Here is a 23,915-nt window from a genome sequence, read left to right as displayed (position 1 = left end):
GGAAACATGGACGCAACCCTCGCAGAAACCACCGAGCCGGCCCTCCGCACCCTGAGCGGGCTCCGCTTTTCCAAGGGACACGGCACCGGCAACGACTTTGTCCTGGTGGCCGATCCCGACGGTGTCCACACCATATCCGCCCACGACGTTGCAGCGCTCTGCGACCGGCACCGCGGGATCGGCGGCGACGGGCTCATCCGCGCCGTTCCGTCGCGCTTCCTGCCGGAGGGCCGTGAGCAGCTCGCCACGGCCCCGGGCGCCGAATGGTTCATGGACTACCGCAACGGTGACGGCTCGTTGTCCGAGATGTGTGGCAACGGCGTCCGCGTCTTCGTCCACTTCCTCCGCACTGAGGGGCTGATTGACCTGCCCGACGGCGGGGCCCTCACCATCGGCACGCGCGCCGGCGTCAAGACCGTGGTGCGGACAGGCGAAGACTACGCCGTGGACATGGGGCCCTGGGAGTTCATTTTCCCCGGGGAAGCCACAGCCAAGGCCATGGATTCACTGGTCACCGCAGAAGGCCTGGAAGTTCCCCGCCCTGCCCTCTCCGTCAGCATGGGCAACCCCCATACTGTCGTGGCCCTGGCGGAGCTGTCGGAACTCACGGCAACCCGCCTGTTCACAGCGCCCGTGGTTGACCCTGTCCCGGCCCACGGAACCAACGTTGAGTTCGTGGTTCCGTCGGAACCCCTGGTGCACGACGGCGTCGGCACAGTCACTATGCGCGTGCATGAACGCGGGGTGGGGGAGACCCAGTCGTGCGGGACCGGGGCTTGCGCCGCCGCAGTGGCCATTCGGCACTGGGCAGGTGCGGAGGCCCCCGACACCTGGCGCGTCCAGGTCCCCGGCGGGGTGGTTGGCGTCAAGTTCTTCGCCGGCCCGGCGGGCCATGAACACGTTGAGCTGAGCGGCCCGGCAGTTATTGTGGCAACCGGGACGCTTTCCTGACCTTCAGGATCCGGAAGGACTTGGACGTTGATTCGCGGCTGACGCCGAAGGAGTCGTCCAGCTCCCCGGCAAGCCAGCGTTGCAGCGAGTCGGCCCCCAGGTTCTTCTGCACCACCAGCCACGCCGTACCGCCCGGCGCGAGGCGGGGCAGCCACAGCTTCAGGAGTGAATGGAGCTCGTCCTTGCCGATCCGGATGGGCGGATTGGACCAGATGGTGTCAAAGCGCACCTCCGGGTCCACCGCTTCCGGGGTACTGGCGGTGACGTTTGCCAGTCCCAGCGCGGCGGCGTTCTCGTTCGTCAGCGTGATGCAGCGCTCGTTCACATCCACTGCGTAGACCCGGGCGGAGGGCGACTTCAGCCCCATGGTCAGGGCAATCGGGCCCCAGCCGCAACCGATGTCCAGCAGGTTTCCCTGCGGCGCGGGGGCCGGGACCTCGGCAAGGAGGATGGCCGTGCCCTTGTCGATCCCGTCCGGGCTGAAGATGCCGGTGGAAGTCTGCAGCCTGCGCGTCTGCCCGGCGAGTTCGACAGTCAGCGGCTTGCGGGTAAAAGGGCCGGCGGGCGTTGCGCTGAAATAATGTGCGGACTCCATAACTGGCCAGAGTAGTTCCCCTTGCAGCGTAAAGGGAAACTGCCGCGTGTGGCCCTCTGCTACGCTGGAGAGCATGTTCCTGATCTTTGAGTAGCCGGCACGGGCCCAGCCCGTCCCGAAGCCATGTCCCACCCAGCGATGCAGGTTTTCCCACCTTCCGCTGCGTGCACCGGGCCGAACGCAGAACGCGTTTTCCGGTCGCCGGACGACACTCGAAGGTCAGCCTCCGCTGGACTTCCCGCCGTTTTTCCGGCTGTTTCCATGTCCGCCACGAATCTGAGTCGTGGCATCTCCGCCGGCGCCGCCTCCTGCAGCGCCCGGCCCAACAAGCCAGGAGGCTTGGATGACCGCAGGCCGTCAGCCCCGCGCGAATACTTCACCAATCACCGGCATTCGGCACTATTCTGGAACTGCCGAATCTTCAAAGGAGACCATGACCAGCCAGCCCAACACCGGATCAGATCCAGCCGCCCAGGACATGAGTCCTGCGGAAATCCAAGCTGTCATCGACCGGATTCTCTCCAAGGACGTACCGGCCAGGAGCCTCAGCGCGCCAGGCGGCGGTGACGAGGGCCGGGACGGGAAGGCAATGCTCGGCAAAGCCCAGGCGATTTCCCGCCTGGACGAAGAACACACAACGTACGACGGCGACCAGCAGGATCTTGAGGAACGCCGCGCCCTGCGCCGAACGGCCGGGCTTTCCACCGAACTCGAAGACGTCACCGAGGTTGAGTACCGGCAGCTGCGCCTGGAACGCGTGGTCCTGGCCGGGCTCTGGTCCGAGGGGACCCTGGCCGACGCCGAGAACTCGCTGCGGGAGCTCGCAGCCCTCGCAGAAACTGCCGGTTCCGAGGTCCTGGACGGGCTGGTCCAGCGGCGCGACAAGCCGGATCCTGGAACGTTCCTCGGCTCGGGCAAGGCCTTGGAGCTCCGGGACATCGTGGCGTCCACCGGCGCGGACACCGTGGTGGTGGATGCCGAGCTCGCTCCCTCCCAGCGCCGAGGCCTGGAGGACATCGTCAAGGTCAAGGTCATCGACCGGACAGCCCTGATCCTGGACATCTTTGCCCAGCACGCCAAGAGCCGCGAAGGCAAGGCCCAGGTGGAGCTGGCCCAGCTGGAGTACCTGCTGCCGCGCCTGCGCGGCTGGGGTGAGTCGATGTCCCGCCAGGCCGGTGGCCAGGTGGGCAGCGCGGCTGCCGGCATGGGTTCGCGTGGTCCCGGTGAGACAAAGATCGAGCTGGACCGCCGCCGGATCCGCACACGGATGGCCAAGCTGCGGCGGGAGATCGCCGCGATGAAGCCGGCCCGCGAGACCAAACGGGCCAACCGCCGTCGTAATGCCGTGCCGTCCGTAGCGATTGCCGGGTACACCAACGCGGGCAAGTCCTCGCTGCTGAACCGCCTGACCGACGCCGGTGTCCTGGTGGAGAACGCCCTGTTCGCCACCCTGGATCCCACCGTCCGCAAAGCGGAAACCGCGGACGGCCTGGGCTACACCCTGGCCGACACCGTGGGGTTCGTCCGTTCACTGCCAACCCAGCTGGTGGAAGCGTTCCGCTCCACGCTCGAGGAAGTTGCGGACGCGGACCTGATCCTGCACGTGGTGGACGTTTCGCACCCGGATCCCGAGGGCCAGATCGCCGCAGTCCGCAAGGTCTTCAGCGAGGTGGATGCCCGGAAGGTGCCCGAAATCATCGTGCTCAACAAAGCCGACGCCGCTGATCCGTTCGTGGTGGAACGTCTCAAGCAGCGCGAGCCGCGGCACGTGGTGGTCTCGGCCCGCACGGGGGAAGGCATCGCCGAACTGCTGGAGGCAATCAGCGACGCCATTCCCCGGCCCGGCGTCAAGCTGGAACTGCTCATCCCGTATGAGCGCGGAGACCTGATCAGCAAGCTTCACGACTCCGACGCCGAGATCATCAGCGTCGACCACGTTGAAGCCGGCACCAGGGCCGTCGTGATGGTCCGGGAAGGCTTCGCGGCTGAACTGGAACCCTTCGTCAGCAATGACTGAGGCCGTGGCAGGAGAAGCCACGGAAACGGCCGGCGAGCAGTTCGTGATCGAACTGCTCGACCGGGCCGTGGCGGGCATGGGCGGGCAAAGCCGTGCCGGCCAGCATGAGATGGCCAGGCAGGTGGCCCGCGCCATCGAAACGGGGGACCACCTGCTGGTCCAGGCGGGGACCGGCACCGGCAAGTCCCTGGCCTACCTCATACCCCTCATCGCGCATGCACTGCAGAGCAACAAGCCCGCCCTGGTGTCAACGGCCACCCTGGCCCTCCAGACACAGATTGTGGGCAGGGACCTGCCCCGGCTGCTCAAGGCCATCACCCCCGCCCTGGACAGGCCGGTCAAAGTGGCCCTGGTCAAGGGCCGCTCCAACTACGTTTGCCGGCACAAGCTGGAAGGCGGCTTCCCCAGCGAGGAGCCGGCCGAAGGCCAGCTTTTCAGCCTGGGCGAGGACACCAGCGTCCCGCATTTCGCCGCCGCCGTGGGCGGCCCCTCGTCCCAGCTCGGCAAGGAGGTGGTGCGGCTGCGGGAGTGGGCGGAGAAGACCGCCACCGGCGACCGGGATGAACTGCTGCCGGGCGTCACGGACCGTGCCTGGCGGCAGGTTTCGGTGACGTCCATGGAGTGCCTGGGCTCCCAGAAGTGCCCCATGGCTGCGGAATGCTTCAGCGAACTGGCGCGCCAGGACGCTGCTGAAGCGGATGTTGTGGTCACCAACCATGCGATGCTCGCCGTCAGCGCGTTCGAAGGCCTGGCCGTCCTGCCCGAATATGACGTGGTGGTGGTGGATGAGGCCCATGAACTCCAGGACAGGGTTACCGGGGCGGTCTCCGGCCAGCTCTCGGTGGCCATGGTCCACGCCGCTGCCGCCGGTGCGCGGAAGCACACGGCCATCACCGTTGACGCGTTGAACGCCGCAGCCGCCAACTTGGAGCTTGCCCTGGCAGGCGTGCCGAACGGGCTGCTCCCAAACGGGCTCAATGATGAACAGCTGGACTGCGTGGACCAGCTGCGGGATGCCTGCCGGGCTGCCCTCTCGGATTCAAAGGGGGACAGCAGCGCCACGGCCGACGGCGGCAGGCAGCTCGCGCGGTCGCGGCTGCTGCTCATCCTGGAACTTTGTGAACGGCTCCTGGCAGCCCGGGAGAACCGCGAAGTGGTGTGGTTTTCCCGTGCCAGTTCCTTTGACCCTGCACAGGGATTCTCCCCGCCGGACGAGACCGCTCCTGCGTTGATCAACATCGCGCCGCTGTCCGTTGCCGGGAGGCTGCGCGAAGGACTCTTCGCCGGCCACACGGTGGTGCTGACCTCCGCGACGCTGGCCATCGGTTCCGCGTTTGAACCTGCCGCGGGCGGACTGGGCCTGGTGGGTGACGGCGCCCCGAGCTGGACAGGCGTGGACGTGGGATCACCCTTCGACTACCCAAAGCAGGGCATCCTCTACGTGGCCGGGCACCTGCCGAAGCCCGGCAGGGGTGCTTCCCCGGAAGCACTGGACGAACTGGAAGCCCTGATCCGTGCTTCCGGTGGCGGGGCGCTGTGCTTGTTCTCGTCCCGGCGTGCGGCAGAGGAAGCGGCCGAGGCACTGCGCCCCAAGCTGGGGATGACCGTCCTCTGCCAGGGTGACTCCACCATGACCGGCCTGGTAAAGCAGTTCGCCGACGAGCCCGATACCTGCCTGTTCGGGACCATGTCCCTTTGGCAGGGCGTGGACGTCCCCGGCGGCTCGTGCCGGCTTGTGGTGATAGACCGCATCCCGTTTCCGCGGCCGGACGATCCCCTCATGACGGCGCGCTCACGGGCAGTAGCCCAGGCAGGTGGAAACGGCTTTATGTCGGTTTCGGCCACCCACGCCGCGATCCGGCTCGCCCAGGGGGCAGGCCGGCTGATCCGTTCCACGGGCGACAGGGGAGTGGTGGCCGTGCTTGACTCCCGGCTTGCCACTGAACGCTATGCAGGGTTCCTGCGCGGGGCGCTGCCGCCCTTCTGGTCCACAACAGACCGGAAGACGGCGATTGCCGCCCTGGAGCGGCTGGCCCGGGAAGACGCCTGAGGCCGTCTCGCTGCAGCGGGCGGAGTTTCCCTGCTACAGCGAGCGGAGTACCGACACAACCTTGCCCATGATGGTGGCGTGGTCCCCGAGGATGGGCTCGTACTGGGTGTTCTGCGGGAGCAGCCACGTGTGGCCGTCGCGCTGGCGGAATGTCTTGACGGTGGCTTCGTCATCCAGGAGCGCGGCCACGATATCCCCGTTGGCCGCATCCTGCTGGCGGCGGACCACAACCCAGTCGCCATCGCAGATGGCTGCATCCACCATCGAATCCCCGGCTACCCGAAGCATGAACAGTTCCCCCTGGCCCACCAGTTGCCTGGGGAGCGGCATCACGTCCTCCACCAGCTGGTCGGCAAGGATGGGGCCGCCTGCGGCGATCCGGCCCACCAGGGGAACCATCGCCGTGTCCAGGGCGGTGGGCAGTTCGGTGACAGTCGCTGCACCGGGTGAACGGACGGCGGACGCCTGGCTTGCCGGCTTTGCGGCTCCGCCGTCCAGGGTCAGCGGCATCAGGACTTCCATGGCCCGCGGCCGCTTGGGGTCGCGGCGGAGGTAGCCAAGCTTCTCCAGCTGGGAAAGCTGGTGCGTCACGCTCGAAAGGCTCGCCAGTCCCACGGTGTCGCCGATCTCCCGCATGGACGGCGGGTACCCGTTTTCGTTGACCGAGCGCTGGATGGTTTCGAGGATCTTCTTTTGCCGTGGAGTCAGGCCCTTGGCGGTCCTCTTCGGTTGCGCGGTTGCCCTGCCCCCGGCGGCTGCTGCTGCCATATTCGCCAATGCCTTTCGGTTCCGCCGGGCCTCTCCATGGCCATGCCCTGGAAGTTCCCGCCCCTAAATGTCAGACCCTGCTGATCGACTGTCCAGGTGGTTGTTCTTTGGTTCAAAGCTAGGCCAGCCGCATTGCTTTTTCAAACATTTGTTCTAGCGAGTCTCGACAATGTTCGTTGATAGGTGCTAAAACAGAGAAAGCAAAGTTCGAATATATGTTCTACTCATTGCCCTGGTCATTCGAAGACTACGTCGGAAAAGGTCCGGCCGGGGGCGGAGGGAAGGACGTCCGGGCAGCACAGTACGGTCCAGGAGGGCTCAGATCATGTCAGCTACATCTGTTTCGCGGGGTTCACGCCACCAGCTGCTTTCGGTGCAGCAAATCCTGTCCCAGGCGGACAATCGGCAGGCCGGACGGCCTGCGCCTCTTCCGCCCCTTCGCCTGACCCGTCGTGGTCGCATCGTGCTGATCGGCATTCCGCTGGTCCTGCTCGCTGCCCTGCTTCTTTCGCTGGCAGGCTTTTTCAATGCCCCGGCCAAGGCGTCGGAGTCTGCGACGGATCTTGCAACGACGCCCACTGTCACAGTCACGGTCCAGCCTGGCGAGTCACTGTGGGGCATTGCGGCCGGTGTCGCACCGGAGCGTGATCCGCGGGACGTTGTGGCGGACATCGTGCAGCTCAATAACCTCCCGGCCGGCGCGGTCTTCCCCGGCCAGCAATTGTTCGTGCCCGCAAGTTAGGACCCGGCATTTTGCCTCTCCAAGGGGCGGCAGGGCGCGGCGCTCCGGGAGCGAACAGGAAACCGTCACATTTTCCGGTGTCCGGCCCGGGCACTAAACTGTTCAGGTGAATGACCAGCTAGAGCGCCTGAACCGGCTTCCCCTCCGCAGCAACCTCCGCGGGCTTACGCCCTATGGCGCGCCCCAGTTGGACGTTCCAATCCTCCTGAACGTGAATGAAAACACCCACGGGGTTCCGGCTGACGTCAGGGCGGCCATTAGCGCAGCGGTGTCAGAAGCGGCAGCAGGACTCAACAGATACCCGGACCGGGAATTCACCGACCTGCGGAAGGCGTTGGCGGAGTATCTGGGGCACGGGCTGGATGAATCCAACCTTTGGGCGGCCAACGGCTCCAACGAAGTCCTTCAGCAGATACTCCAGGCCTTTGGCGGCCCAGGACGTACAGCGCTCGGATTCCCTCCCACGTACTCCATGTATCCCCTGCTGGCCAGCGGAACGGACACGGAATACATTGTGGGCGAGCGTGCCGGCGATTACGGTCTCAGCGCCGAATCGGCGGCGCGGCAGGTCAAGGAGCTGCAGCCCAACATCGTCTTCCTGTGCTCACCCAACAACCCCACGGGAACCGGCCTCGGGCTGGACGTGGTGGAAGCCGTCTACGAGGCCGGCGAAGAAAGCCAGTCCATTGTCATCGTCGATGAGGCATACCACGAGTTCGCGCATGACGGAACGCCCAGTGCGCTGACTCTGCTGCCAGGGCGGGAACGGCTGATCGTCTCAAGGACCATGAGCAAGGCGTTCGCCTTGGCAGGCGCCCGCCTCGGCTACATGGCGGCGGCCCCCGAAGTGGCCGACGCGCTGCGGCTCGTCCGTCTCCCGTACCACCTCTCCGCCATCACGCAGGCCACCGCCCTCGCCGCCCTCCGGCACCGGGAGGCGCTGATGGCGGATGTGGAGGACATCAAGAAGCAGCGCGACCGCATTGTGTCCGAGCTGCTCAGGATGGGACTCAAGCCTGCCGCGTCAGACTCCAACTACGTGTTTTTCGGCGGCCTGGAGGACCCCCACCAGGTGTGGCAGGAACTGCTGGACGCCGGTGTCCTGGTCCGCGACGTAGGAATCCCCGGCCACCTCCGCGTCACAGCCGGAACTGAGACCGAAACCACAGCTTTCCTCACCTCCCTTGAAAGCATCCTTGCCCGCCAGGCCAAGCTTCCCGCCTAGACTGGAAGAACCGGCGCTGGACGCCTCGAACCACCCCTTCTGCCCAAAAGGACCCAAGCATGAGTACCACCGGATCGAATGTTGCTGCGGCCCGCACCGCGCGCATGGAACGTGCCACCAGTGAGTCCTCTGTGCTCGTGGAAATCAACCTTGACGGTACCGGCACCTCGGACATCGACACGTCGGTGCCGTTCTACGACCACATGCTCACGGCGCTCTGCAAGCACTCCCTGATCGACATGACCGTCAAAGCCACCGGTGACATCCACATCGATGTCCACCACACGGTGGAGGACGTAGCCATAACCTTCGGTGAAGTGCTGCGCACCGCCCTGGGGAACAAAGCCGGGATCCGCCGGTTCGGAGAAGCCACCGTTCCCCTGGACGAAGCGCTGGCGCACGCCGTCGTCGACGTGTCCGGGCGTCCCTACCTGGTACACGGCGGCGAGCCTGCCGGCCAGGAGTACCACCTGATCGGCGGCCACTTCACCGGGTCACTCACCCGCCACGTCTTCGAAGCAATCACCCTGCACGCCGGCATCTGCCTGCACATGAACGTCATCGCGGGCCGGGACCCCCACCACATCGTCGAAGCCCAGTTCAAGGCCTTCGCCCGGGCACTGCGCGCAGCAGTTGAACCCGATCCGCGCGTTGAAGGAATCCCCTCCACGAAGGGTGCGCTGTGAGCGGACAGGTCCTGAAGGACGGTGCCATCATCGATCCCTCGGCCTCCCGGAAACTCCCCTCGCCGGAAGGCAAGCCCACCGTCACGGTCCTGGACTACGGTTCCGGTAACGTCCGGTCCGCCGTGCGCGCCCTCGAACGCGCCGGCGCGGAAGTCATCCTGAGCTCCAAGCCCGAGGACGTCCTGAACGCCGACGGCCTGGTGGTTCCCGGTGTCGGTGCCTTCGAAACGGTGATGCGTGAGCTCAAAGCCGTCGACGGGATCCGCCTCATCGGCAGGCGGGTGGCAGGCGGCCGGCCGGTCCTGGGGATCTGCGTTGGCCTCCAGGTGCTCTTTGAGGCGGGCGTCGAACACGGCACGGAGGCGGAGGGCATCGGCGAATGGCCCGGCAAGGTTGAACTCCTGCCGGCTGACGTGGTGCCGCACATGGGCTGGAACACCGTGAAGGTGCCTGAGGGATCCAAGCTGTTCGCCGGCGTCGAAAACGAGCGGTTCTACTTTGTGCACTCCTACGGGGTGCAGGAATGGAACTTCGATGTTGTGCAGCCGCGCATGGCTGCACCCCTGGTCACCTGGTCCGAGCACGGCGGACCATTCATAGCAGCGGTCGAAAACGGTCCGCTGTGCGCCACCCAGTTCCACCCGGAGAAGTCCGGCGACGCCGGCGCGCGACTGCTGCGCAACTGGGTGCAGAACCTCAAGAAGCCGGCTCCGGGCGGCCCGGTCTCCGCCGGCGTCCCTTCAACGGAAGACGGCGCTCCAGCGGAAGACGGCGCCGCCTAGATGTGGTCCATCGTCCTGATGGGGCTGGCCGGCCTGCTGGTGGGCGGGGCCCTGTCCTTCAGGCAGCAGCACAAGCCGCTCTGGACCCAGATTTCGTTTTATGTTTTGGCGGGCATGTCGCTGCTCGCTGCCTACCTGCTGACGCTGCCGGGCAACTGACCGGCGGCTGGCCATACTGACCCCGACCCGAAGGATTGACATGACCACCGCAACCGACCTGCCGGTTCTTGAACTGCTGCCCGCCGTCGATGTCGTCAACGGCCAGGCCGTCCGGCTGGTCCAGGGGGAAGCGGGCAGTGAGACCAGCTACGGAACCCCGCTGGAGGCAGCGCTGAACTGGCAGCAGCAGGGTGCCGAATGGGTGCACCTCGTGGACCTGGACGCCGCCTTCGGGCGCGGCTCCAATGCGGAACTGCTCCGCGAAGTGGTGGGCCGGCTGGACATCAAGGTGGAACTTTCCGGCGGTCTCCGTGATGACGAAACCCTTGAAGCGGCCCTGGACCTTGGCGTTGCCCGTGTGAACCTGGGAACCGCCGCGCTGGAAAACCCCGAATGGACGCGCCGGGCAATCGAACGCTTTGGCGACAAGATCGCCGTCGGACTGGATGTTCGCGGCACCACGCTGTCCGGCCGGGGCTGGACAAAGGAAGGCGGGGACCTCTGGGACGTCCTGGGCCGCCTTGAGGAAGCCGGCTGCAGCCGCTACGTGGTCACAGACGTGACCAAGGACGGCACCCTGCAGGGACCCAATGTGGAACTCCTGCGCCAGATGGTGGAAAAGACCGGCAAGCCGGTGGTTGCTTCAGGCGGCATCTCCAGCCTCGACGACCTGCGCGTCCTGCGCTCGTTGGTTCCCTTGGGCGTCGAAGGCGCCATCGTGGGCAAGGCCCTTTACGCCGGGGCCTTTACGCTGCCCGAAGCGCTCGACGTCGCCGGCCGCCGCTAAACAGCCCGGCATGGCCAGCAACGAACCGGGCTCCCCGTCCCCGCGCCAGCTGCCGGGGCACATCGCTGCGGCGCTGGCGGGCGCCGGCGGCGCTGCGGACTCTGCAGGCCAGCCCTGGGCGGGCCGGAGCCTGGCCGGAGACGATGCCAAAATCCACAACTTCGAGAACGACGACGGAACCGCCAGCGATGCCTACCTCGCCGCAGTTGCGGCCTTGCGGGAAGGAACAGGGGATGAAGCCGACGTGGTGGCTTCGCTGGCCACCGCCCGCGTGTTCATCCCCATCGTGGCCCGGCTCGCCGAGGAAGCGGAGGGATCGCACGGCTTGAACTCCGACAAACAGGCGGACATGGCCCTGGTTACCCTCAAGGCTGCCGACGGCAGGACAGCCATGCCGGCCTTCACCTCAACGGCGGCACTGGCCGCCTGGCACCCGGGGGCCAGGCCGGTTGCGGTGTACGCGGCACGTGCGGCGCTCTCCGCCGTCGCGGAGGGCGCAGAACTGCTGGTCCTCGATCCGGGCTCCGGGTTCACGTTCGTGGTGCGGCGGCCCGCGGTCTGGGCCCTGGCACAGCAGCACGGGTGGGTCCCGTCGTACAAGGACGAAGAGCTCGCGCAGGAGATGGGTCGGGCAGCCGCCGGTTTCCCCGCCGTCCGGAACCTCGAGCTGGTGCCGGGCAGGGGAGTGGCCGCCCGCGCCGCCGATGGAACCATGGTTGCAGGCGGCGGTGCGGGGCCGGAACTGCAGGTGGTGCTCTACCTCGAAGACGGACTCGATGCGGCGGGGGTGCAGGAACTCGTAGCCGGCCTCCAGGCGCAGTGGTCGCGGAATGTATTGTTTGGGGAGCGCGTCGACTCGATCGAGGTCAAGTTGAGGCGCGCAGACCGCTAGCCGCAGAAAGGCGGGGTGATCCCCGGCCCGCTGCGGCAGACATGAGGATCACCGTGAATTTCGCTCTCTACCGGGAGTTGCTCGCCGTCGGGCCCGTCCGCAGGCTGCTGCTGGTGGGCATGGTTGCCCGTATTCCCCATTCCGCGGCCGGCGTGCTGCTGACCCTGCACATCGTCCTCACCCTGGACCAGGGATATGCCGCCGCGGGCGCCGCCGCCGCCGTCATGACCATCGGCATGGCCGTTGGCGCGCCGTGGCGCGGGCGGCGCGTGGACACCGTGGGCCTGCGCACCGCACTGATCCCTTCCGTGATCTCGGAAACCGTCATTTGGTCTGTGGTTCCCCACGTGTCCTACCAGTGGCTGCTTCCGCTGGTGTTTGTGGGCGGCCTGCTCACGCTCCCCATCTTCAGCGTGGTCCGCCAGTCCCTGGGCGTTCTGGCCGACGGCGACCAGCGCCGTACGGCCTTCGCCCTCGACGCGATCACCACCGAGATAGTGTTCATGATCGGCCCCGCTGCGGGTGCCATCGTGGCCACCAGCGGGTTCACAGTGCTGGGCCTGACCGTGGTGGGCGTTTCCACGTCGCTGGCCGGCCTGTTCCTGATGTGGTTCAACCCGCCCACCCGCAGTGCTGCGCAATCCGAGGAATCCAGCGCTGACGAGTGCCGCGCGGCAGAGGCCGCCGTCGTGTCCGCCGCCCCCGCGCATTTGCAGGAGGCGGCGGCGGAACTGGCGCCTGCGGAAGCCCGGGGCCGTGCCGGCCTCCGCGGCAAGGTTGCGCACAACTTCACATGGTTCACGGCCGCCGTGGCCGCGGTCTTTGCGGTGGCAGCGGGTGCCGGCATGGTCCTGAGCGGGACGGATGTGGGAATTGTGGCAGCCCTGGAGACGGGCGGCCACCAGCGCGATATCGGCATCGTCTTCGTCTTCTGGTGCGCAGCGTCGGTGGTAGGCGGCCTGGTGTACGGCGCCATGCACCGTCCCGTCTCTCCGCTGGTCCTGCTGCTGGGAATGGCGGCACTGACGATCCCCATGGGCTTCGCCCATGACACCTGGACCCTGGCCTTCGCCTCGCTCCTGCCGGGACTGCTGTGCGCGCCCGTGCTGTCATCAGCATCAGAAAAGGTGGCGGACCTGGTGGCCGAGGAACGCCGCGGGGAGGCCATGGGCTGGTACGGCTCAGCTCTGACGGCAGGCGTGGCCCTGGGTGCGCCGCTCGCGGGCGTCTTCATCGACGGCACAGGACCGTCCGGAGGGTTTGTGTCGGTGGGGGTCGCCGGCGTGCTGCTGTGCTTTGCCGGGCTGTTCCTCCAGCAGCGGCGGCGCCGCGCTGCCTGACGCGGTATCTTCCATCGGTTGCTCCACAGTTGTCCTTTTGGCCGCGCCAAACGGCAGCTACGGAGCAATCGATGGACCGCGGAGGTACTTTGCCCGGGAAACGACGACGGCGGGAAGACCCGTAAAGGCCGTCCCGCCGTCGCAAGGCGCTTGGGTGGGTTCTTCGTTAGTTCACTGCCCCGGTGTACTTCTCTCCCGGGCCCTTGCCCGGGGCATCGGGAATCAGCGACTCTTCGCGGAACGCCAGCTGCAGCGACCGCAGGCCGTCACGCAACGGCCCTGCGTGCTGCGATCCGATCTCCGGGGCGGCCGCCGTCACCAGGCCGGCCAGGGCCGTGATCAGTTTCCGGGCCTCGTCCAGGTCCTTCAGTTCCTCGGCGTTGTCCTCCGCCGCCAGCCCCAGCTTGACGGCGGCTGCGCTCATCAGATGGACGGCTGCGGTGGTGATGACCTCGATCGCCGGAACCTCGGAAATATCGCGGACCTGCCGGGAGACATCGGGACCGGCGGGCGCGGGCTCGAAAACGTGTGAATTACTGTCTGGGGTGCTCATACTGGTAAGCTTGACACAGACCAACTGGATGTCGTTATTTCAGAGATTGATCCAACAATCAAGGTTCCCACCGGCGCTGCACTGCGTTGACGGGAATTTTTTCTGTAAGATGGCATGCAGTTTGCAAGCGGAGTTCTCTCCCACCCGCGTCAGCCGCTGTTCCGAAGTTTAGGAACTCAAGGTTGCCGGGTACCTGGTTGGGCATGGAACCGGCATCGGCCGGAACTGTGCGTGCAGTCCCTGGAAGGGAGCTGTATCCGATCTTTCAGAGGCCTTCGATTGCTCCGGCAATTGGGGGCCTTCTCTATTTGCCGGATTCCACAACAAAAACAGGAGCTTTAACATTAGCGAGCCAAGAATCAATGAGCGTATCCGCGTCCCCGAGGTGCGGCTGGTCGGCCCTGCAGGTGAACAGGTAGGAATCGTCCGTATTGAGGATGCCCTGCGTCTGGCTGCCGAGTCCGACCTTGATCTCGTTGAAGTTGCACCTCAGGCGAAGCCTCCGGTGTGCAAGCTGATGGACTTCGGCAAGTACAAGTACGAGGCCGCGGTTAAGGCACGCGAAGCCCGGAAGAACCAGACGAACACCGTTCTGAAGGAAATCCGCTTCCGCCTGAAGATCGACACCCACGACTACGAGACCAAGCGCGGGCACGCACTGCGCTTCCTCGGCGCCGGGGACAAGGTCAAGGCCATGATCCAGTTCCGTGGCCGTGAGCAGCAGCGTCCGGAAATGGGCATCCGCCTCCTCCAGCGCTTCGCCGACGACGTCGCTGAAGTGGGCGTTGTGGAGTCCAGCCCCCGCATTGACGGCCGCAACATGGTCATGGTGGTTGGCCCGCTGAAGAACAAGGCGGAGGCCAAGGCCGAAGCCCGTCGCGCCACCCAGCGTGCCGAGGCGAAGGCACAGAACGAAGCCAAGGCTTCCGGGCGTGTTGACACGTCCGGCGACGATCAGGCGCCTTTGACGCAGTCCCTGGCGGATCTGCTGCCCGAAGGATTCACCGTCTCGACTGAACCTGAGGCAGTAGCCGAGGCCCCTGCGCAGGAGCCGGCCGCCGTCGTCGAGCCTGCTGCAGCCGAAGCGCCCGCCAAGGCCGCGGAAGCTCCGAAGCAGGAGGCTCCCAAGCAGGAAGCACCCAAGCAGGAGGCTCCGAAGCAGGAGGCTCCGAAGGCAGTTGCTCCGAAGGCGGCGGCCCCCAAGGCTGCTGCTCCGAAGGCTGCTCCCGCCCCCAAGGCTGCGGCCGAGAAGCCCGCCGCGGCGGCTCCGGCAGCAGCGCCGAAGCCCGCAGCGGTTCCTGCTCCGCCGAAGCCGGTGGCCAGGCCCGCCGCGCCGAAGCCTGCTGCCCGCCCTGCCCCCAAGGCAGCGCCGAAGCCGGCCGGCAAGAAGACCACTTAGTTCATAGCTGCCCGGGGTTCCGTCCCCGGACAGTCAGCAACCAGCATGCCGCCCGCAGGGGCGGCTGCGCGAGAGAGCCGCAGGCCCAGCCTGCGGATACGTAAGGAGATCGGTTCCCATGCCGAAGATGAAGACCCACAGTGGTGCCAAGAAGCGCTTCAAGCTGACCGGCAGCGGCAAGCTGCGCCGCCAGCAGGCCAACCGCCGCCACTACCTCGAGCACAAGTCCTCACGGCTGACCCGTCGCCTTGCCGGCGACAAGATCGTCTTCAAGGGCGATGCCAAGGTCATCCGGAAGATGCTCGGCATCTAGTTTCCAAGTTCTTTGACTGACCACCACCTGGTGGCCGGTCACCTACCAAAAAGCCTTCTCAGGCCGCCGGGAAACCGGCAGTAGATGCTTGGGATCAGATTTTCGAAGGAGTACGCACGTGGCACGTGTGAAGAGGGCGGTCAACGCCCACAAGAAGCGCCGGGTTATCCTTGAACGCGCAAAGGGCTACCGTGGACAGCGTTCACGCCTGTACCGCAAGGCCAAAGAGCAGCTGCTGCACTCGTTTGTGTACAGCTACGGCGACCGCAAGAAGAAGAAGGGCGACTTCCGCCGCCTGTGGATCCAGCGCATCAACGCTGCATCCCGCGCCAACGGACTCACCTACAACCGTCTGATCCAGGGCCTGAAGGCCGCTGAGGTTGAGGTTGACCGCCGCATGCTGGCCGAGCTGGCCGTTTCCGACGCCAACGCTTTCGCAGCGCTGGTCAAGGTTGCCAAGGATTCCCTGCCTGCCGACACCTCCGCCAAGAAGGTTGTTGCCTAGCAACCGGCTGTTCCGCCAGGGACGGTTCAGGAACCCGGGCCCTAGCCACTAAAGTTCTTATATGAACGAAACCGGGCGCCCGCAAGATTTTCCGCTGTCCAATCCCCGAGCTGATCGGGTGAGGGACGTGGCAAAACTTGCCGGGCGCCCGGCCCGTTTAAAGCGCGGCCTGTTCCTGGCTGAAGGGCCCCAGGCAGTCCGCGAAGCCCTCAGGCTCCACCAGCAGCGCCTTGCCGCCGGCGCCCCGGGTGTGGTCACGGAGGTTTTTGCCAGCGAAAGCTGCCTGGACCGGTTCCCGGAATTTGAGGAACTGTCCCAAGGGGTCAACGCCCGCCTTGCCACTGACGAGGTCCTCGCGGCCATGGCGGACACCGTCAACCCGCAGGGGATCGTCGCCGTCTGCCGCTTCCTGGACGTGGCGCTGGAAGAAGTGCTCGACGCCGGGCCCCGCCTGATTGCCGTGCTGTGCCAGGTCCGTGACCCCGGGAACGCGGGAACCGTCCTGCGGGCAGCGGACTCCGCCGGCGCGGACGCTGTCATCCTCACATCCTCCAGCGTGGACATCTACAACCCCAAGGCGGTGCGCTCCACGGCCGGCTCGCTCTTCCACCTCCCGGTGGTGCTGGGTGCCGACATCGGCGGCCTGGTTGCGGCCTGCCGGGCACGGGGGATAGGCATCCTGGCGGCGGACGGCTACGGTTCCCTCAACTTGGACACCCTGCAGGATGAGAACGCCCGGCGACGGCTGACCGGTGAAGGTCCGGAGTCGGCCTATGCCCTGGAGCAGCCCACCGCGTGGTTTTTCGGGAACGAGGCCCAGGGTCTGTCCCAGGAGGAGCTTGCGCTGGCAGACCATCGGGTGGCCGTGCCGGTGTACGGCTCCGCGGAGAGCCTGAACCTGGGTACCGCGGCCACGGTCTGCCTGTACGCCAGCGCCCGGTCCCAGCACCTGCCCGCCCGGGTGACAGCCTAGGCTTTCGCAGCCCCGAAGGACTCTGCCTCGCAGGACTTTGCCCGGCAGGACCCGTCGGCGTTCTCCGCCCGGACCCGGCAGCAGTGCCTTGCCCGGCTGCTTGAAAAACCCGGTTGGTTGAAAAATATAAGGGCTCCGGATTTTCCGGAGCCCTTGCTGTTGATGTTCAAACAGGGAAGCAAATCAGGGTGCGCGGGTAGCCTTGCCGCGTCCGGTGATAGCCCCGTAGATGCCGGCAACAACAAGGCCGCCGACGATAGCGAGAATCCAGGTGCCCAGGTCGAAGAAGGCAAGATCGCCCTTGTTGAACAGGAGGCTGCCGATCCAGCCGCCCACAATGGCGCCCACTACACCCAAAACAAGGCTGGTGACCCAGCCCCCGCCAACCCGTCCGGGCATGACGGCCTTAACAATGGCCCCTACGATAAGGCCGAGGATAATCCAAGCAAGAAAACCCATGTCTCCTCCTTATAGTGGCCGGGATCTGATGGTCCCGATGAGGCTCAAGCTAACATAGGGCCCCGCCAATGTCAGCAGGCTTAGGGTCAGTCGCTGGCGCATGCAGGACATTGCGGCGGGTACGGTGACTATGGGCGGGCCGGGGCCGGATCCGCATTGTCCTAACTGAACCGTAAACGTAAAGAGGTGAAGCCCCTTGGCTGCACATGGCGGTACCAAGGCGATTGTGGCGGCCCTGGCTGCCAACCTGACCATCGCCGCCCTGAAGTTCGTGGCGTATGCCCTCACGCTTTCCTCGTCAATGCTCGCCGAAGCCATCCACTCCGTGGCCGACTCAGGCAACCAGGTCCTTCTGCTGGTAGGAGGCAAGAAAGCGAAACGGGCTGCCAGCCCCGAGCACCCCTTCGGCTACGGCCGGGAGCGCTACATCTATGCCTTCATTGTCTCCATCGTCCTGTTCAGCGTCGGCGGCCTCTTCGCCCTCTATGAGGCATGGGACAAGTTCCAGCACCCGCATGCCATCGAAGGGGACTTCTGGTGGGTTCCGTTGGCCGTGCTGCTGGGTGCGATCATTGCCGAGTCCTTCTCGTTCCGGACCGCCATCATCGAGTCGAACCACGTCCGCGGGCAGCAGTCCTGGGCCAGGTTCGTGCGGAGCGCCAAGCAGCCTGAGCTGCCGGTGATCCTGCTCGAGGACCTTGGCGCGCTCGTGGGCCTGGTCTTCGCCCTTATCGGCGTCAGCCTGACGCTCATCACGGGTGATGGACTCTGGGATGCCGCCGGCACGGCGATGATCGGCCTGCTGCTGGTGGCCATCGCCGTCGTGCTCGCACTGGAAACCAAGTCCCTGCTCCTGGGCGAGTCCGCAACAAAGGACGACGTCGGGAAGATCGCCGCGGCGATCGAAGCCGACGGCGGGCGCATCATCCACCTCAAGACCCTGCACCTTGGCCCGGAGGAGCTCCTCGTGGCCGCCAAGATCGCCATCAGCCATTCCACCACGGGGGTCGAGATCGCACGCGAGATCGACGCTGCTGAAGCGAGGATCCGCGCGGCCGTGCCCATCGCCCGGGTCATCTACCTGGAGCCCGACCTTCACCGGGCCGATGCCACAGAGGCGGACCAGCAGCCTGCCGCCGCAGCCCCGCAGCCGTAACGGTGCTTCCGTAACTACTGCCTGGCCGGAAGCCGCCGGCCGCCCCGGTCCCAAAGGATCAGGCGGTCAGCGGCTTCTTGCGTTCCAGGAGTCCGCTGGCGATGGCGACGCCGAGTCCCAACAGGGCGAGGACGGCGCCTACCAGCGCAGGGGCAACGTAACCCCAGCCGAGCGCGATCACTACCCCGCCCAGGAAGGCCCCCAGCGCATTGGCCACGTTGAGCGCTGCATGGTTCAGTGACGAAGCGAGGGACGGCGCGTCCGGCGACGCATCCAGGAGCCGGGTCTGCAGGGCCGGGACCAGCATGGACCCGGAAGCGCCCACCACGAACACCATGACGAAGGCAGACCACGGCCAGTGGACGGCCACGGCGTAGACCACCAAGGCAACAGCTATGGCGGGCAGCACCTTGTACAGGGTTCCCATCACGGACTTGTCAGCGAACCTGCCGCCCACGATGTTGCCGGCCACCATTCCCAGGCCATAGAGCGCCACCACCATCGGAATCAGTGACGACGGCATGCCTGCCACGAGTGTCATGGTGTGGGCGATGTAGGTGTAGGTGGCGAAGAAGCCGCCAAAGCCTACGATGCCGATCAGGATGGCCAGCCAGACCTGCAGGCGTTTGAGGGCTCCCAGTTCACGCCGGATGCTTGCGTCCGGGTGGGCGTGGTGGAACGGGACGAATTTCCAGACCAGGGCAAGCGTTAGCAGTCCTATCAATCCCACCAGGATAAACAGCAGCCGCCAGCCGTACGTTTGGCCCATCCAGGTGGCAAAGGGCACCCCCACCACGTTGGAGATGCTGAGCCCCGCCATCACCATGGAGATCGCCCACCCGCGCCGCGTTGGCGGAACCAGCGAGGCTGCAATGACCGCCGCAACTCCGAAGAACGCGCCGTGCGGCAGGCCTGCGGCGAAGCGCGAGGCCAGCATGGTCCCGTAGTCGGGCGCGAGGAAGGAAAGGAAGTTGGCCACCGCGAAAAAAAGGATGAGCCCGAGGGCCAGGTGCTTGCGGGGGAGCTTGGCCCCGACGGCGGCGAGCAGCGGGGCCCCGACTACAACGCCCAAGGCATAGGCGGAGATGAGGTGGCCGGCTTCCGGTGTTGATATCCCGAGGCCCTGCTCCACTTCCTTCAGCAGGCCCATCATGGTGAATTCCGTAACCCCGATGCCCACCCCTCCCATGGCGAGGGCAAAGATGGCCATGGCGATGTTGGGGGATCGGGTGGGGGCTGCCGTGGATGTTTCGAGGACGCTGCTCATGGGCCTGCTTTTCGGGGTAGAAACTGGTGATGGGACCGATGCCACGGCAGTGGGGCTGGTGAAGTCCGGACCCTGCCAACAACCCCGGGAAGGGGGAGTGGTATTCCCGCTGCAGGAATGGTGTGTCCGGCCCCACCATTGTCCCCCATAGAATGAGCCAGTGACTGGACTGATACAGGTGGTAGGCGGAGCCGTCGTTGACAGCCTGGCGGAACCTTCGCTGCTGCTGGTGGCGCGGCGCAGCGCGCCGGAGGAGCTGGCCGGCCTCTGGGAGTTCCCCGGCGGCAAGGTGGAATCCGGAGAGCAACCGGAAGCCGCGCTGGCCCGCGAGCTGTACGAGGAACTCGGCATCGGCGTCCGGCTCGGCCCCGAGCTTCCGGCCGGGGCACCGCAGGGGTGGCCGCTGAACAGCCGTGCCAGCATGCGGGTGTGGCTTGCGGAGGTGACCCGCGGGGAAGCGCGGCCGCTTGAAGACCACGATGACCTGCGGTGGGTGGCACTGTCTGATCCGGAAGCGGTCCTGGGCCTGCCCTGGATACCTGCCGATTTCCCGATCGTCAGGGCGCTTCTTTCCGCCCTGGGTGTCCAGGCTGAGGCTGCGCGCTCCTAGAAGAGCGTTGCCTGTTCTGCCGGTCCTCCCTGTGCCGGCAGCCCGGGTACGCCGGGCATGGAGCTACCCGCATCATGCCCTGCCGCTGCCGGAATGGCGCCTGCCGGGTAGGCAGCCTCCTCGCCGCGGGGGTCGTCCTCCAGGTCCCTGTGGCTGAAGCCGGATGAATTGGTGAAGCCATGGCGTGCCTTGAAGTAGCGGACCTTGCCGGCCAGCCAGGAGCGGTACTCCTTGGAGGCATACGAGCCGGAGCCGTAGAGCCCGCGGTAGCGGCCGGCCAGTCCGGGATGGTTGGCGGCGATCCACTTCATGAACCACTCCCTGGTGCCCGGTTTGAGGTAGAGGGCTCCGGCGGTCACTCCGGTGGCCCCGGCGGCAGCCAATGAAGCGAAAAGCGCATCCAAGGCGTCATCGCTGTCCGAAAGCCAGGGGAGGATGGGCATGGCCATCACCCCGCAGGGGAGTCCGGCCTCGCGAAGGCGGGAGACGAGCTTGAGCCGTGCCCGGGGCCCCGGCGTTCCCGGCTCGACGGCCTCGGAGAGCGCTTCATCGGTCATGGCGAGGGAGATGCCCAGGCCCACGGGCACCTGGGCTGCGGCGCTCTTGAGCAATGGAATGTCCCGTGCCAGCAGCGTCCCCTTGGTGAGGATCGAGAGGGGAGTTCCCGAGTCAGCAAGGGCGGTGATGATGCCGGGCATCAAGCGGTAACGGCCCTCGGCACGCTGGTAGGGGTCCGTGTTGGTGCCGAGGGCCACCTGGTGGCGGCCCCAGGAAGGTTTGGCCAGTTCTTTGCGAAGGACCTCCGCGGCGTTGACCTTGACCACCACCTGGCTGTCGAAGTCCAGGCCGGGGTCGAAATCCAGGTACGTATGGCTTTTCCGGGCGAAGCAATAGACGCAGGCGTGGCTGCAGCCCCGGTAGGGGTTGATGGTCCACTCGAACGGCATCCTTGAACCGGGCGGCACCTTGTTGAGCACCGATTTGGCGGTGACCTCGTGGAAGGTGATGCCGGCGAACTCGGGAGTGGTGACCGAGCGGACCAGGCCGGCCAGCGGTAGCAGGGCGGGTGAGGCGGTGCCCGGAGCAGTTTCTCCCGGCCGGGGCATCAGTGCTTGGGCGTCCCATCTCATGCCCCTATTCGAATGTATGTTCGAACTAAAGTCAAGCATCGGCCGGCCCGGCCGGCGTGCCGAAGCCCGCCTACGTGAGGTCCTGGAGCTCCCACACCACCGTGATTGCAGCGGCCACGGTGGAGTCCCCAGGCTCCACGGCGACCTGTTCCACGGAAGCGGCGCGCTGCATCCGGGCCAGCGGCACCGGACCCTGGACCGGGACGTTGTCCACTATGGAAAGCACCCGCCCCAACCGGGCCGAGGCAAGCTGGGCGTACTGGCGTGCGGTACTCGCTGCATCCAGCCAGGCAGCTTCACGCGCCCGTGCCCGGACTGCGGCGTCGTCGCTGAACGTGAGTTCGAGGCCGTTCAGCCGGACGTCGTTGCCGCCCGCCCCAACGGCTTCGGAGATTGCGGCGGAGGCGGAACCAGGCGCCCGCAACCTTATGGTGAGGGTGCAGGCTGCAACGTACCCCGTGACCCGCTGGCCCCCGCCTTCCCGCCATGTCACATCCGCCCGCACGTTCAGGGCCGCAGTGCGGATGTCGGCACCCTCAACGCCGTGCCGGCGGAAGGCGGAGGCAACGGCATCGGAGCCGGCGCCGGCCCGGGAGTAGGCGGCCTCCACGGATTCGGCGCGGCACTCCACCCCGATGGAGACCACCATCAGGTCGGGGGCAGCATCCGCCGAGCCGGTCCCGGTGACGGTGACAGTGCCGCGCGGCTCAGTGCCGCGGGAGCCATTTCCAGGGGAATCCGCCGCCCCGGGCTGATGCCCGGGAACCCCCACTCCGCCCCTTGCCCCGCCGCCGCTGCCGGAATCCGCTGCCATGGGTCACGCCTCCACTTCTGACGGTCCCCGGCGCCGGGGGCGGCGGGGGCGTACCGGGTAGCCGCCGGCGGCAAGTCCGGCGTGCCGTTCAAAAATGTTGGCGGTCCCTGGGTTCCCGGTGCGCAGCATGGACCACCCGGCGCTGAGGAGATACAGCGGCAGGAAGGGGAAGCCCAGGCACCAGGCGTACTGGCTGCAGTGTTTTTCTTCGTGGCCCAGCAGGGCCGGCTGTGCCGCCAGCTTGTCGGCCGGGCAGCGGCAGAGCACCACGTTGCCCAGGGTGAACGCTCCCGCGAACGGCAACCGCCAACTGTACCCGCCCGCAAGGACCAGGCCGCGCGGCCCCCTGCGGACGTCGGTGCGGGCGGCGACAGCGACAGCGACGCCGAGGGCAGTGCTGCCGTTGACCAGGTTGGCGACCTGCCGCAGCCGCTGCGCGGCCGTGAGGCCCTCCGGGGCTTCCTGGCTTCGAGGCGCAGTCATGAGGCCATGCTAGCCGGACGGTTCAATTAGACTGGAGAATAGTGGCCGCCGGTTCCGCCGGTGTGCCCTGACCTGGTCATTGAACGCCCTGCACTTGGGGCATTCATCCATGACCTGCCAGTGATGGACGCGCCGCCGGGAAACCGCGCTGGCTGTCCCGTTCACCGGCAGCCACGACTCGTAGCTAAGAACAGTAGATGACTGAAACTTTGCCGGGCGCCGCCATCCCGAACCCCACGGATGAAGCCGCCATCACTGCCGCCGTAGACCAGGCCGTTGCCGCCATCACCGGCGCGGCCACCCTTGACGAGCTGAAGGCGGTGAGGCTCGCCCACACCGGGGAGAAGTCTCCCCTCAGCCTTGCGAACCGCGAAATCGGCAAGCTGCCCAAGGACCAGAAGGCCGTGGCCGGAAAGCTGATGGGTGCCTCCCGCGGGCGGGTCAACAAGGCGCTCGCGGACCGCACGGCCGAGCTGGAAGCCGAAAACGACGCCCGTATCCTGCTGGAAGAGACGGTTGACGTCACGGCCGCCCCCCGCCGTCGTCGTGCCGGTGCCCGGCACCCCCTGTCCACCCTCCAGGACCGCGTTGCGGACATCTTCGTGGGCATGGGCTGGGAAATCGCCGAGGGTCCGGAAGTGGAATCGGAGTGGTTCAACTTCGACGCCCTGAACTTCAAGCCGGACCACCCGGCCCGCGAAATGCAGGACACCTTCTTCGTGGAGCCGCCCGAGGCCCACCTGCTGATGCGCACGCACACGTCCCCGGTGCAGGTCCGCTCCATGCTGGAACGCGAGCTGCCCATCTACGTGCTGTGCCCGGGCAAGGTGTTCCGCACGGACGAGCTGGACGCCACGCACACGCCGGTGTTCCACCAGTTCGAAGGCCTCGCCATCGACAAGAAGCTCAGCATGGCGGACCTGCGCGGCACCCTGGAGCACTTCGCCCGGCAGATGTTCGGCGACGAAGCCCAGATCCGGCTGCGGCCCAACTACTTCCCCTTCACGGAGCCCTCTGCCGAGCTGGACATCTTCCACCCAGGCGCCAAGGGCGGCCCGGCGTGGATCGAGTGGGGCGGCTGCGGCATGGTCAACCCCAACGTCCTGCGCGCCGCCGGCATCGACCCGGACGTCTATTCAGGTTTTGCCTTCGGCATGGGCATCGAGCGCACCCTCATGTTCCGCAACGAGGTGGGGGACATGCGCGACATGATCGAAGGCGATGTACGTTTCAGCGAGCACTTCGGGATGGAGATCTAA

Annotated in this window: 26 protein-coding genes; 18 read left to right on the top strand and 8 right to left on the bottom strand. The window is 66.5% G+C overall.

Translation table 11 applies throughout. The features are described from left to right. Positions 1-6 precede the first annotated feature (6 nt). Positions 7-951 carry a diaminopimelate epimerase gene (gene dapF, locus U7114_RS13075; RefSeq protein WP_323057594.1) on the top strand — a complete coding sequence of 315 codons (945 nt, stop codon included), beginning with the start codon at positions 7-9 and terminating at the stop codon, positions 949-951. On the opposite strand, the gene U7114_RS13070 is transcribed toward dapF, so the two are convergent. Continuing rightward, the gene (locus tag U7114_RS13070) at positions 923-1,546 is read right to left on the bottom strand and encodes a class I SAM-dependent methyltransferase (RefSeq protein ID WP_321215874.1); all 624 of its coding nucleotides are present in this window, start codon (positions 1,544-1,546) and stop codon (positions 923-925) included. The genes dapF and U7114_RS13070 overlap by 29 nt on opposite strands. A gap of 433 nt (positions 1,547-1,979) precedes the next feature. Here U7114_RS13070 and hflX point away from each other — a divergent pair, with 433 nt between their 5' ends. Further along, on the top strand, positions 1,980-3,563 hold the full coding sequence (hflX, locus tag U7114_RS13065) for a GTPase HflX (RefSeq protein WP_157238578.1): 1,584 nt from the start codon (positions 1,980-1,982) through the stop codon (positions 3,561-3,563). Then, positions 3,556-5,613 (top strand): ATP-dependent DNA helicase, encoded by a 2,058-nt coding sequence (locus U7114_RS13060; protein ID WP_323057593.1) that lies wholly within the window; start codon positions 3,556-3,558, stop codon positions 5,611-5,613. Before hflX ends, U7114_RS13060 begins: the two co-directional genes overlap by 8 nt. 33 nt (positions 5,614-5,646) lie before the next feature. Here the strand turns inward: U7114_RS13060 and lexA are convergent, their stop codons facing one another. Continuing rightward, positions 5,647-6,381, bottom strand: coding sequence for a transcriptional repressor LexA (gene lexA / locus U7114_RS13055; RefSeq protein ID WP_321215875.1), 735 nt, complete (start codon positions 6,379-6,381; stop codon positions 5,647-5,649). 325 nt (positions 6,382-6,706) lie between these two features. Between lexA and U7114_RS13050 the strand changes: the two genes are divergently transcribed. The 8 genes from U7114_RS13050 to U7114_RS13015 all read left to right on the top strand — a co-directional run bounded on the left by U7114_RS13050 (position 6,707) and on the right by U7114_RS13015 (position 12,994). Further along, complete coding sequence (locus tag U7114_RS13050; protein ID WP_157238575.1) at positions 6,707-7,123, top strand: LysM peptidoglycan-binding domain-containing protein; 417 nt, start codon at positions 6,707-6,709, stop codon at positions 7,121-7,123. A gap of 106 nt (positions 7,124-7,229) precedes the next feature. Then, on the top strand, positions 7,230-8,348 hold the full coding sequence (locus tag U7114_RS13045; protein WP_321215876.1) for a histidinol-phosphate transaminase: 1,119 nt from the start codon (positions 7,230-7,232) through the stop codon (positions 8,346-8,348). A 59-nt stretch (positions 8,349-8,407) separates the two neighbouring features. Beyond that, a complete protein-coding gene (hisB, locus tag U7114_RS13040; RefSeq protein WP_066274905.1) occupies positions 8,408-9,034 on the top strand; it encodes an imidazoleglycerol-phosphate dehydratase HisB in 627 nt (208 codons plus the stop codon). Beyond that, positions 9,031-9,816, top strand: coding sequence for an imidazole glycerol phosphate synthase subunit HisH (gene hisH / locus U7114_RS13035; protein ID WP_323057592.1), 786 nt, complete (start codon positions 9,031-9,033; stop codon positions 9,814-9,816). The genes hisB and hisH overlap by 4 nt, the downstream gene beginning before the upstream one ends. After that, positions 9,817-9,975, top strand: coding sequence for a hypothetical protein (locus U7114_RS13030; RefSeq protein WP_197432389.1), 159 nt, complete (start codon positions 9,817-9,819; stop codon positions 9,973-9,975). 40 nt (positions 9,976-10,015) lie between these two features. Beyond that, positions 10,016-10,762, top strand: a complete 747-nt coding sequence (gene priA / locus U7114_RS13025) for a bifunctional 1-(5-phosphoribosyl)-5-((5-phosphoribosylamino)methylideneamino)imidazole-4-carboxamide isomerase/phosphoribosylanthranilate isomerase PriA (protein ID WP_157238574.1) — start codon at positions 10,016-10,018, stop codon at positions 10,760-10,762. Between the two features lie 10 nt (positions 10,763-10,772). Beyond that, positions 10,773-11,654, top strand: a complete 882-nt coding sequence (locus U7114_RS13020; RefSeq protein ID WP_157238573.1) for an SseB family protein — start codon at positions 10,773-10,775, stop codon at positions 11,652-11,654. Positions 11,655-11,707: 53 nt separating this feature from the next. Beyond that, a complete protein-coding gene (locus U7114_RS13015; RefSeq protein WP_323057591.1) occupies positions 11,708-12,994 on the top strand; it encodes an MFS transporter in 1,287 nt (428 codons plus the stop codon). Positions 12,995-13,160: 166 nt separating this feature from the next. Here U7114_RS13015 and U7114_RS13010 read toward each other — a convergent pair whose 3' ends face one another. Then, complete coding sequence (locus U7114_RS13010; protein WP_157238571.1) at positions 13,161-13,547, bottom strand: DUF1844 domain-containing protein; 387 nt, start codon at positions 13,545-13,547, stop codon at positions 13,161-13,163. Positions 13,548-13,932: 385 nt separating this feature from the next. On the opposite strand from U7114_RS13010, the gene infC reads away from it, so the two are divergent. From infC to U7114_RS12990, 4 genes are all read left to right on the top strand, one after another. Then, positions 13,933-14,946: a translation initiation factor IF-3 gene (infC, locus tag U7114_RS13005; protein WP_416235555.1), complete on the top strand. Its 1,014-nt coding sequence runs from the start codon at positions 13,933-13,935 to the stop codon at positions 14,944-14,946. Between the two features lie 118 nt (positions 14,947-15,064). Then, the gene (gene rpmI, locus U7114_RS13000) at positions 15,065-15,259 is read left to right on the top strand and encodes a 50S ribosomal protein L35 (RefSeq protein WP_009358635.1); all 195 of its coding nucleotides are present in this window, start codon (positions 15,065-15,067) and stop codon (positions 15,257-15,259) included. Positions 15,260-15,377: 118 nt separating this feature from the next. Then, a complete protein-coding gene (gene rplT, locus U7114_RS12995; RefSeq protein WP_066274920.1) occupies positions 15,378-15,764 on the top strand; it encodes a 50S ribosomal protein L20 in 387 nt (128 codons plus the stop codon). Between the two features lie 61 nt (positions 15,765-15,825). Next, positions 15,826-16,737 carry an RNA methyltransferase gene (locus U7114_RS12990; protein WP_323057590.1) on the top strand — a complete coding sequence of 304 codons (912 nt, stop codon included), beginning with the start codon at positions 15,826-15,828 and terminating at the stop codon, positions 16,735-16,737. A gap of 183 nt (positions 16,738-16,920) precedes the next feature. Here U7114_RS12990 and U7114_RS12985 read toward each other — a convergent pair whose 3' ends face one another. After that, positions 16,921-17,196 carry a GlsB/YeaQ/YmgE family stress response membrane protein gene (locus U7114_RS12985; protein ID WP_066274925.1) on the bottom strand — a complete coding sequence of 92 codons (276 nt, stop codon included), beginning with the start codon at positions 17,194-17,196 and terminating at the stop codon, positions 16,921-16,923. 196 nt (positions 17,197-17,392) lie between these two features. On the opposite strand from U7114_RS12985, the gene U7114_RS12980 reads away from it, so the two are divergent. Further along, entirely contained in the window at positions 17,393-18,352 is a 960-nt protein-coding gene (locus tag U7114_RS12980; RefSeq protein ID WP_323057589.1) for a cation diffusion facilitator family transporter, read from the top strand. 58 nt (positions 18,353-18,410) lie between these two features. Here U7114_RS12980 and U7114_RS12975 read toward each other — a convergent pair whose 3' ends face one another. After that, positions 18,411-19,619: an MFS transporter gene (locus tag U7114_RS12975; protein WP_157238567.1), complete on the bottom strand. Its 1,209-nt coding sequence runs from the start codon at positions 19,617-19,619 to the stop codon at positions 18,411-18,413. Positions 19,620-19,779: 160 nt separating this feature from the next. Between U7114_RS12975 and U7114_RS12970 the strand changes: the two genes are divergently transcribed. Next, positions 19,780-20,229, top strand: coding sequence for a (deoxy)nucleoside triphosphate pyrophosphohydrolase (locus U7114_RS12970; protein ID WP_323057588.1), 450 nt, complete (start codon positions 19,780-19,782; stop codon positions 20,227-20,229). On the opposite strand, the gene U7114_RS12965 is transcribed toward U7114_RS12970, so the two are convergent. The 3 genes from U7114_RS12965 to U7114_RS12955 form a co-directional block, all read right to left on the bottom strand. Beyond that, the gene (locus tag U7114_RS12965) at positions 20,226-21,359 is read right to left on the bottom strand and encodes an Rv2578c family radical SAM protein (protein ID WP_157238566.1); all 1,134 of its coding nucleotides are present in this window, start codon (positions 21,357-21,359) and stop codon (positions 20,226-20,228) included. The two genes, U7114_RS12970 and U7114_RS12965, sit on opposite strands and share 4 nt — an antisense overlap. 70 nt (positions 21,360-21,429) lie before the next feature. Beyond that, positions 21,430-22,173, bottom strand: coding sequence for an SIMPL domain-containing protein (locus U7114_RS12960; RefSeq protein ID WP_323057587.1), 744 nt, complete (start codon positions 22,171-22,173; stop codon positions 21,430-21,432). Positions 22,174-22,176: 3 nt separating this feature from the next. Then, a complete protein-coding gene (locus tag U7114_RS12955) occupies positions 22,177-22,656 on the bottom strand; it encodes a hypothetical protein (RefSeq protein ID WP_323057586.1) in 480 nt (159 codons plus the stop codon). A 197-nt stretch (positions 22,657-22,853) separates the two neighbouring features. Between U7114_RS12955 and pheS the strand changes: the two genes are divergently transcribed. After that, entirely contained in the window at positions 22,854-23,915 is a 1,062-nt protein-coding gene (pheS, locus tag U7114_RS12950; RefSeq protein ID WP_157238564.1) for a phenylalanine--tRNA ligase subunit alpha, read from the top strand.

This window comes from Pseudarthrobacter sp. C1 (genome assembly GCF_034720455.1).
In the GTDB taxonomy this organism is placed as follows: Bacteria; Actinomycetota; Actinomycetes; order Actinomycetales; family Micrococcaceae; genus Arthrobacter.
This window is presented reverse-complemented; position numbering and strand designations above follow the sequence as displayed.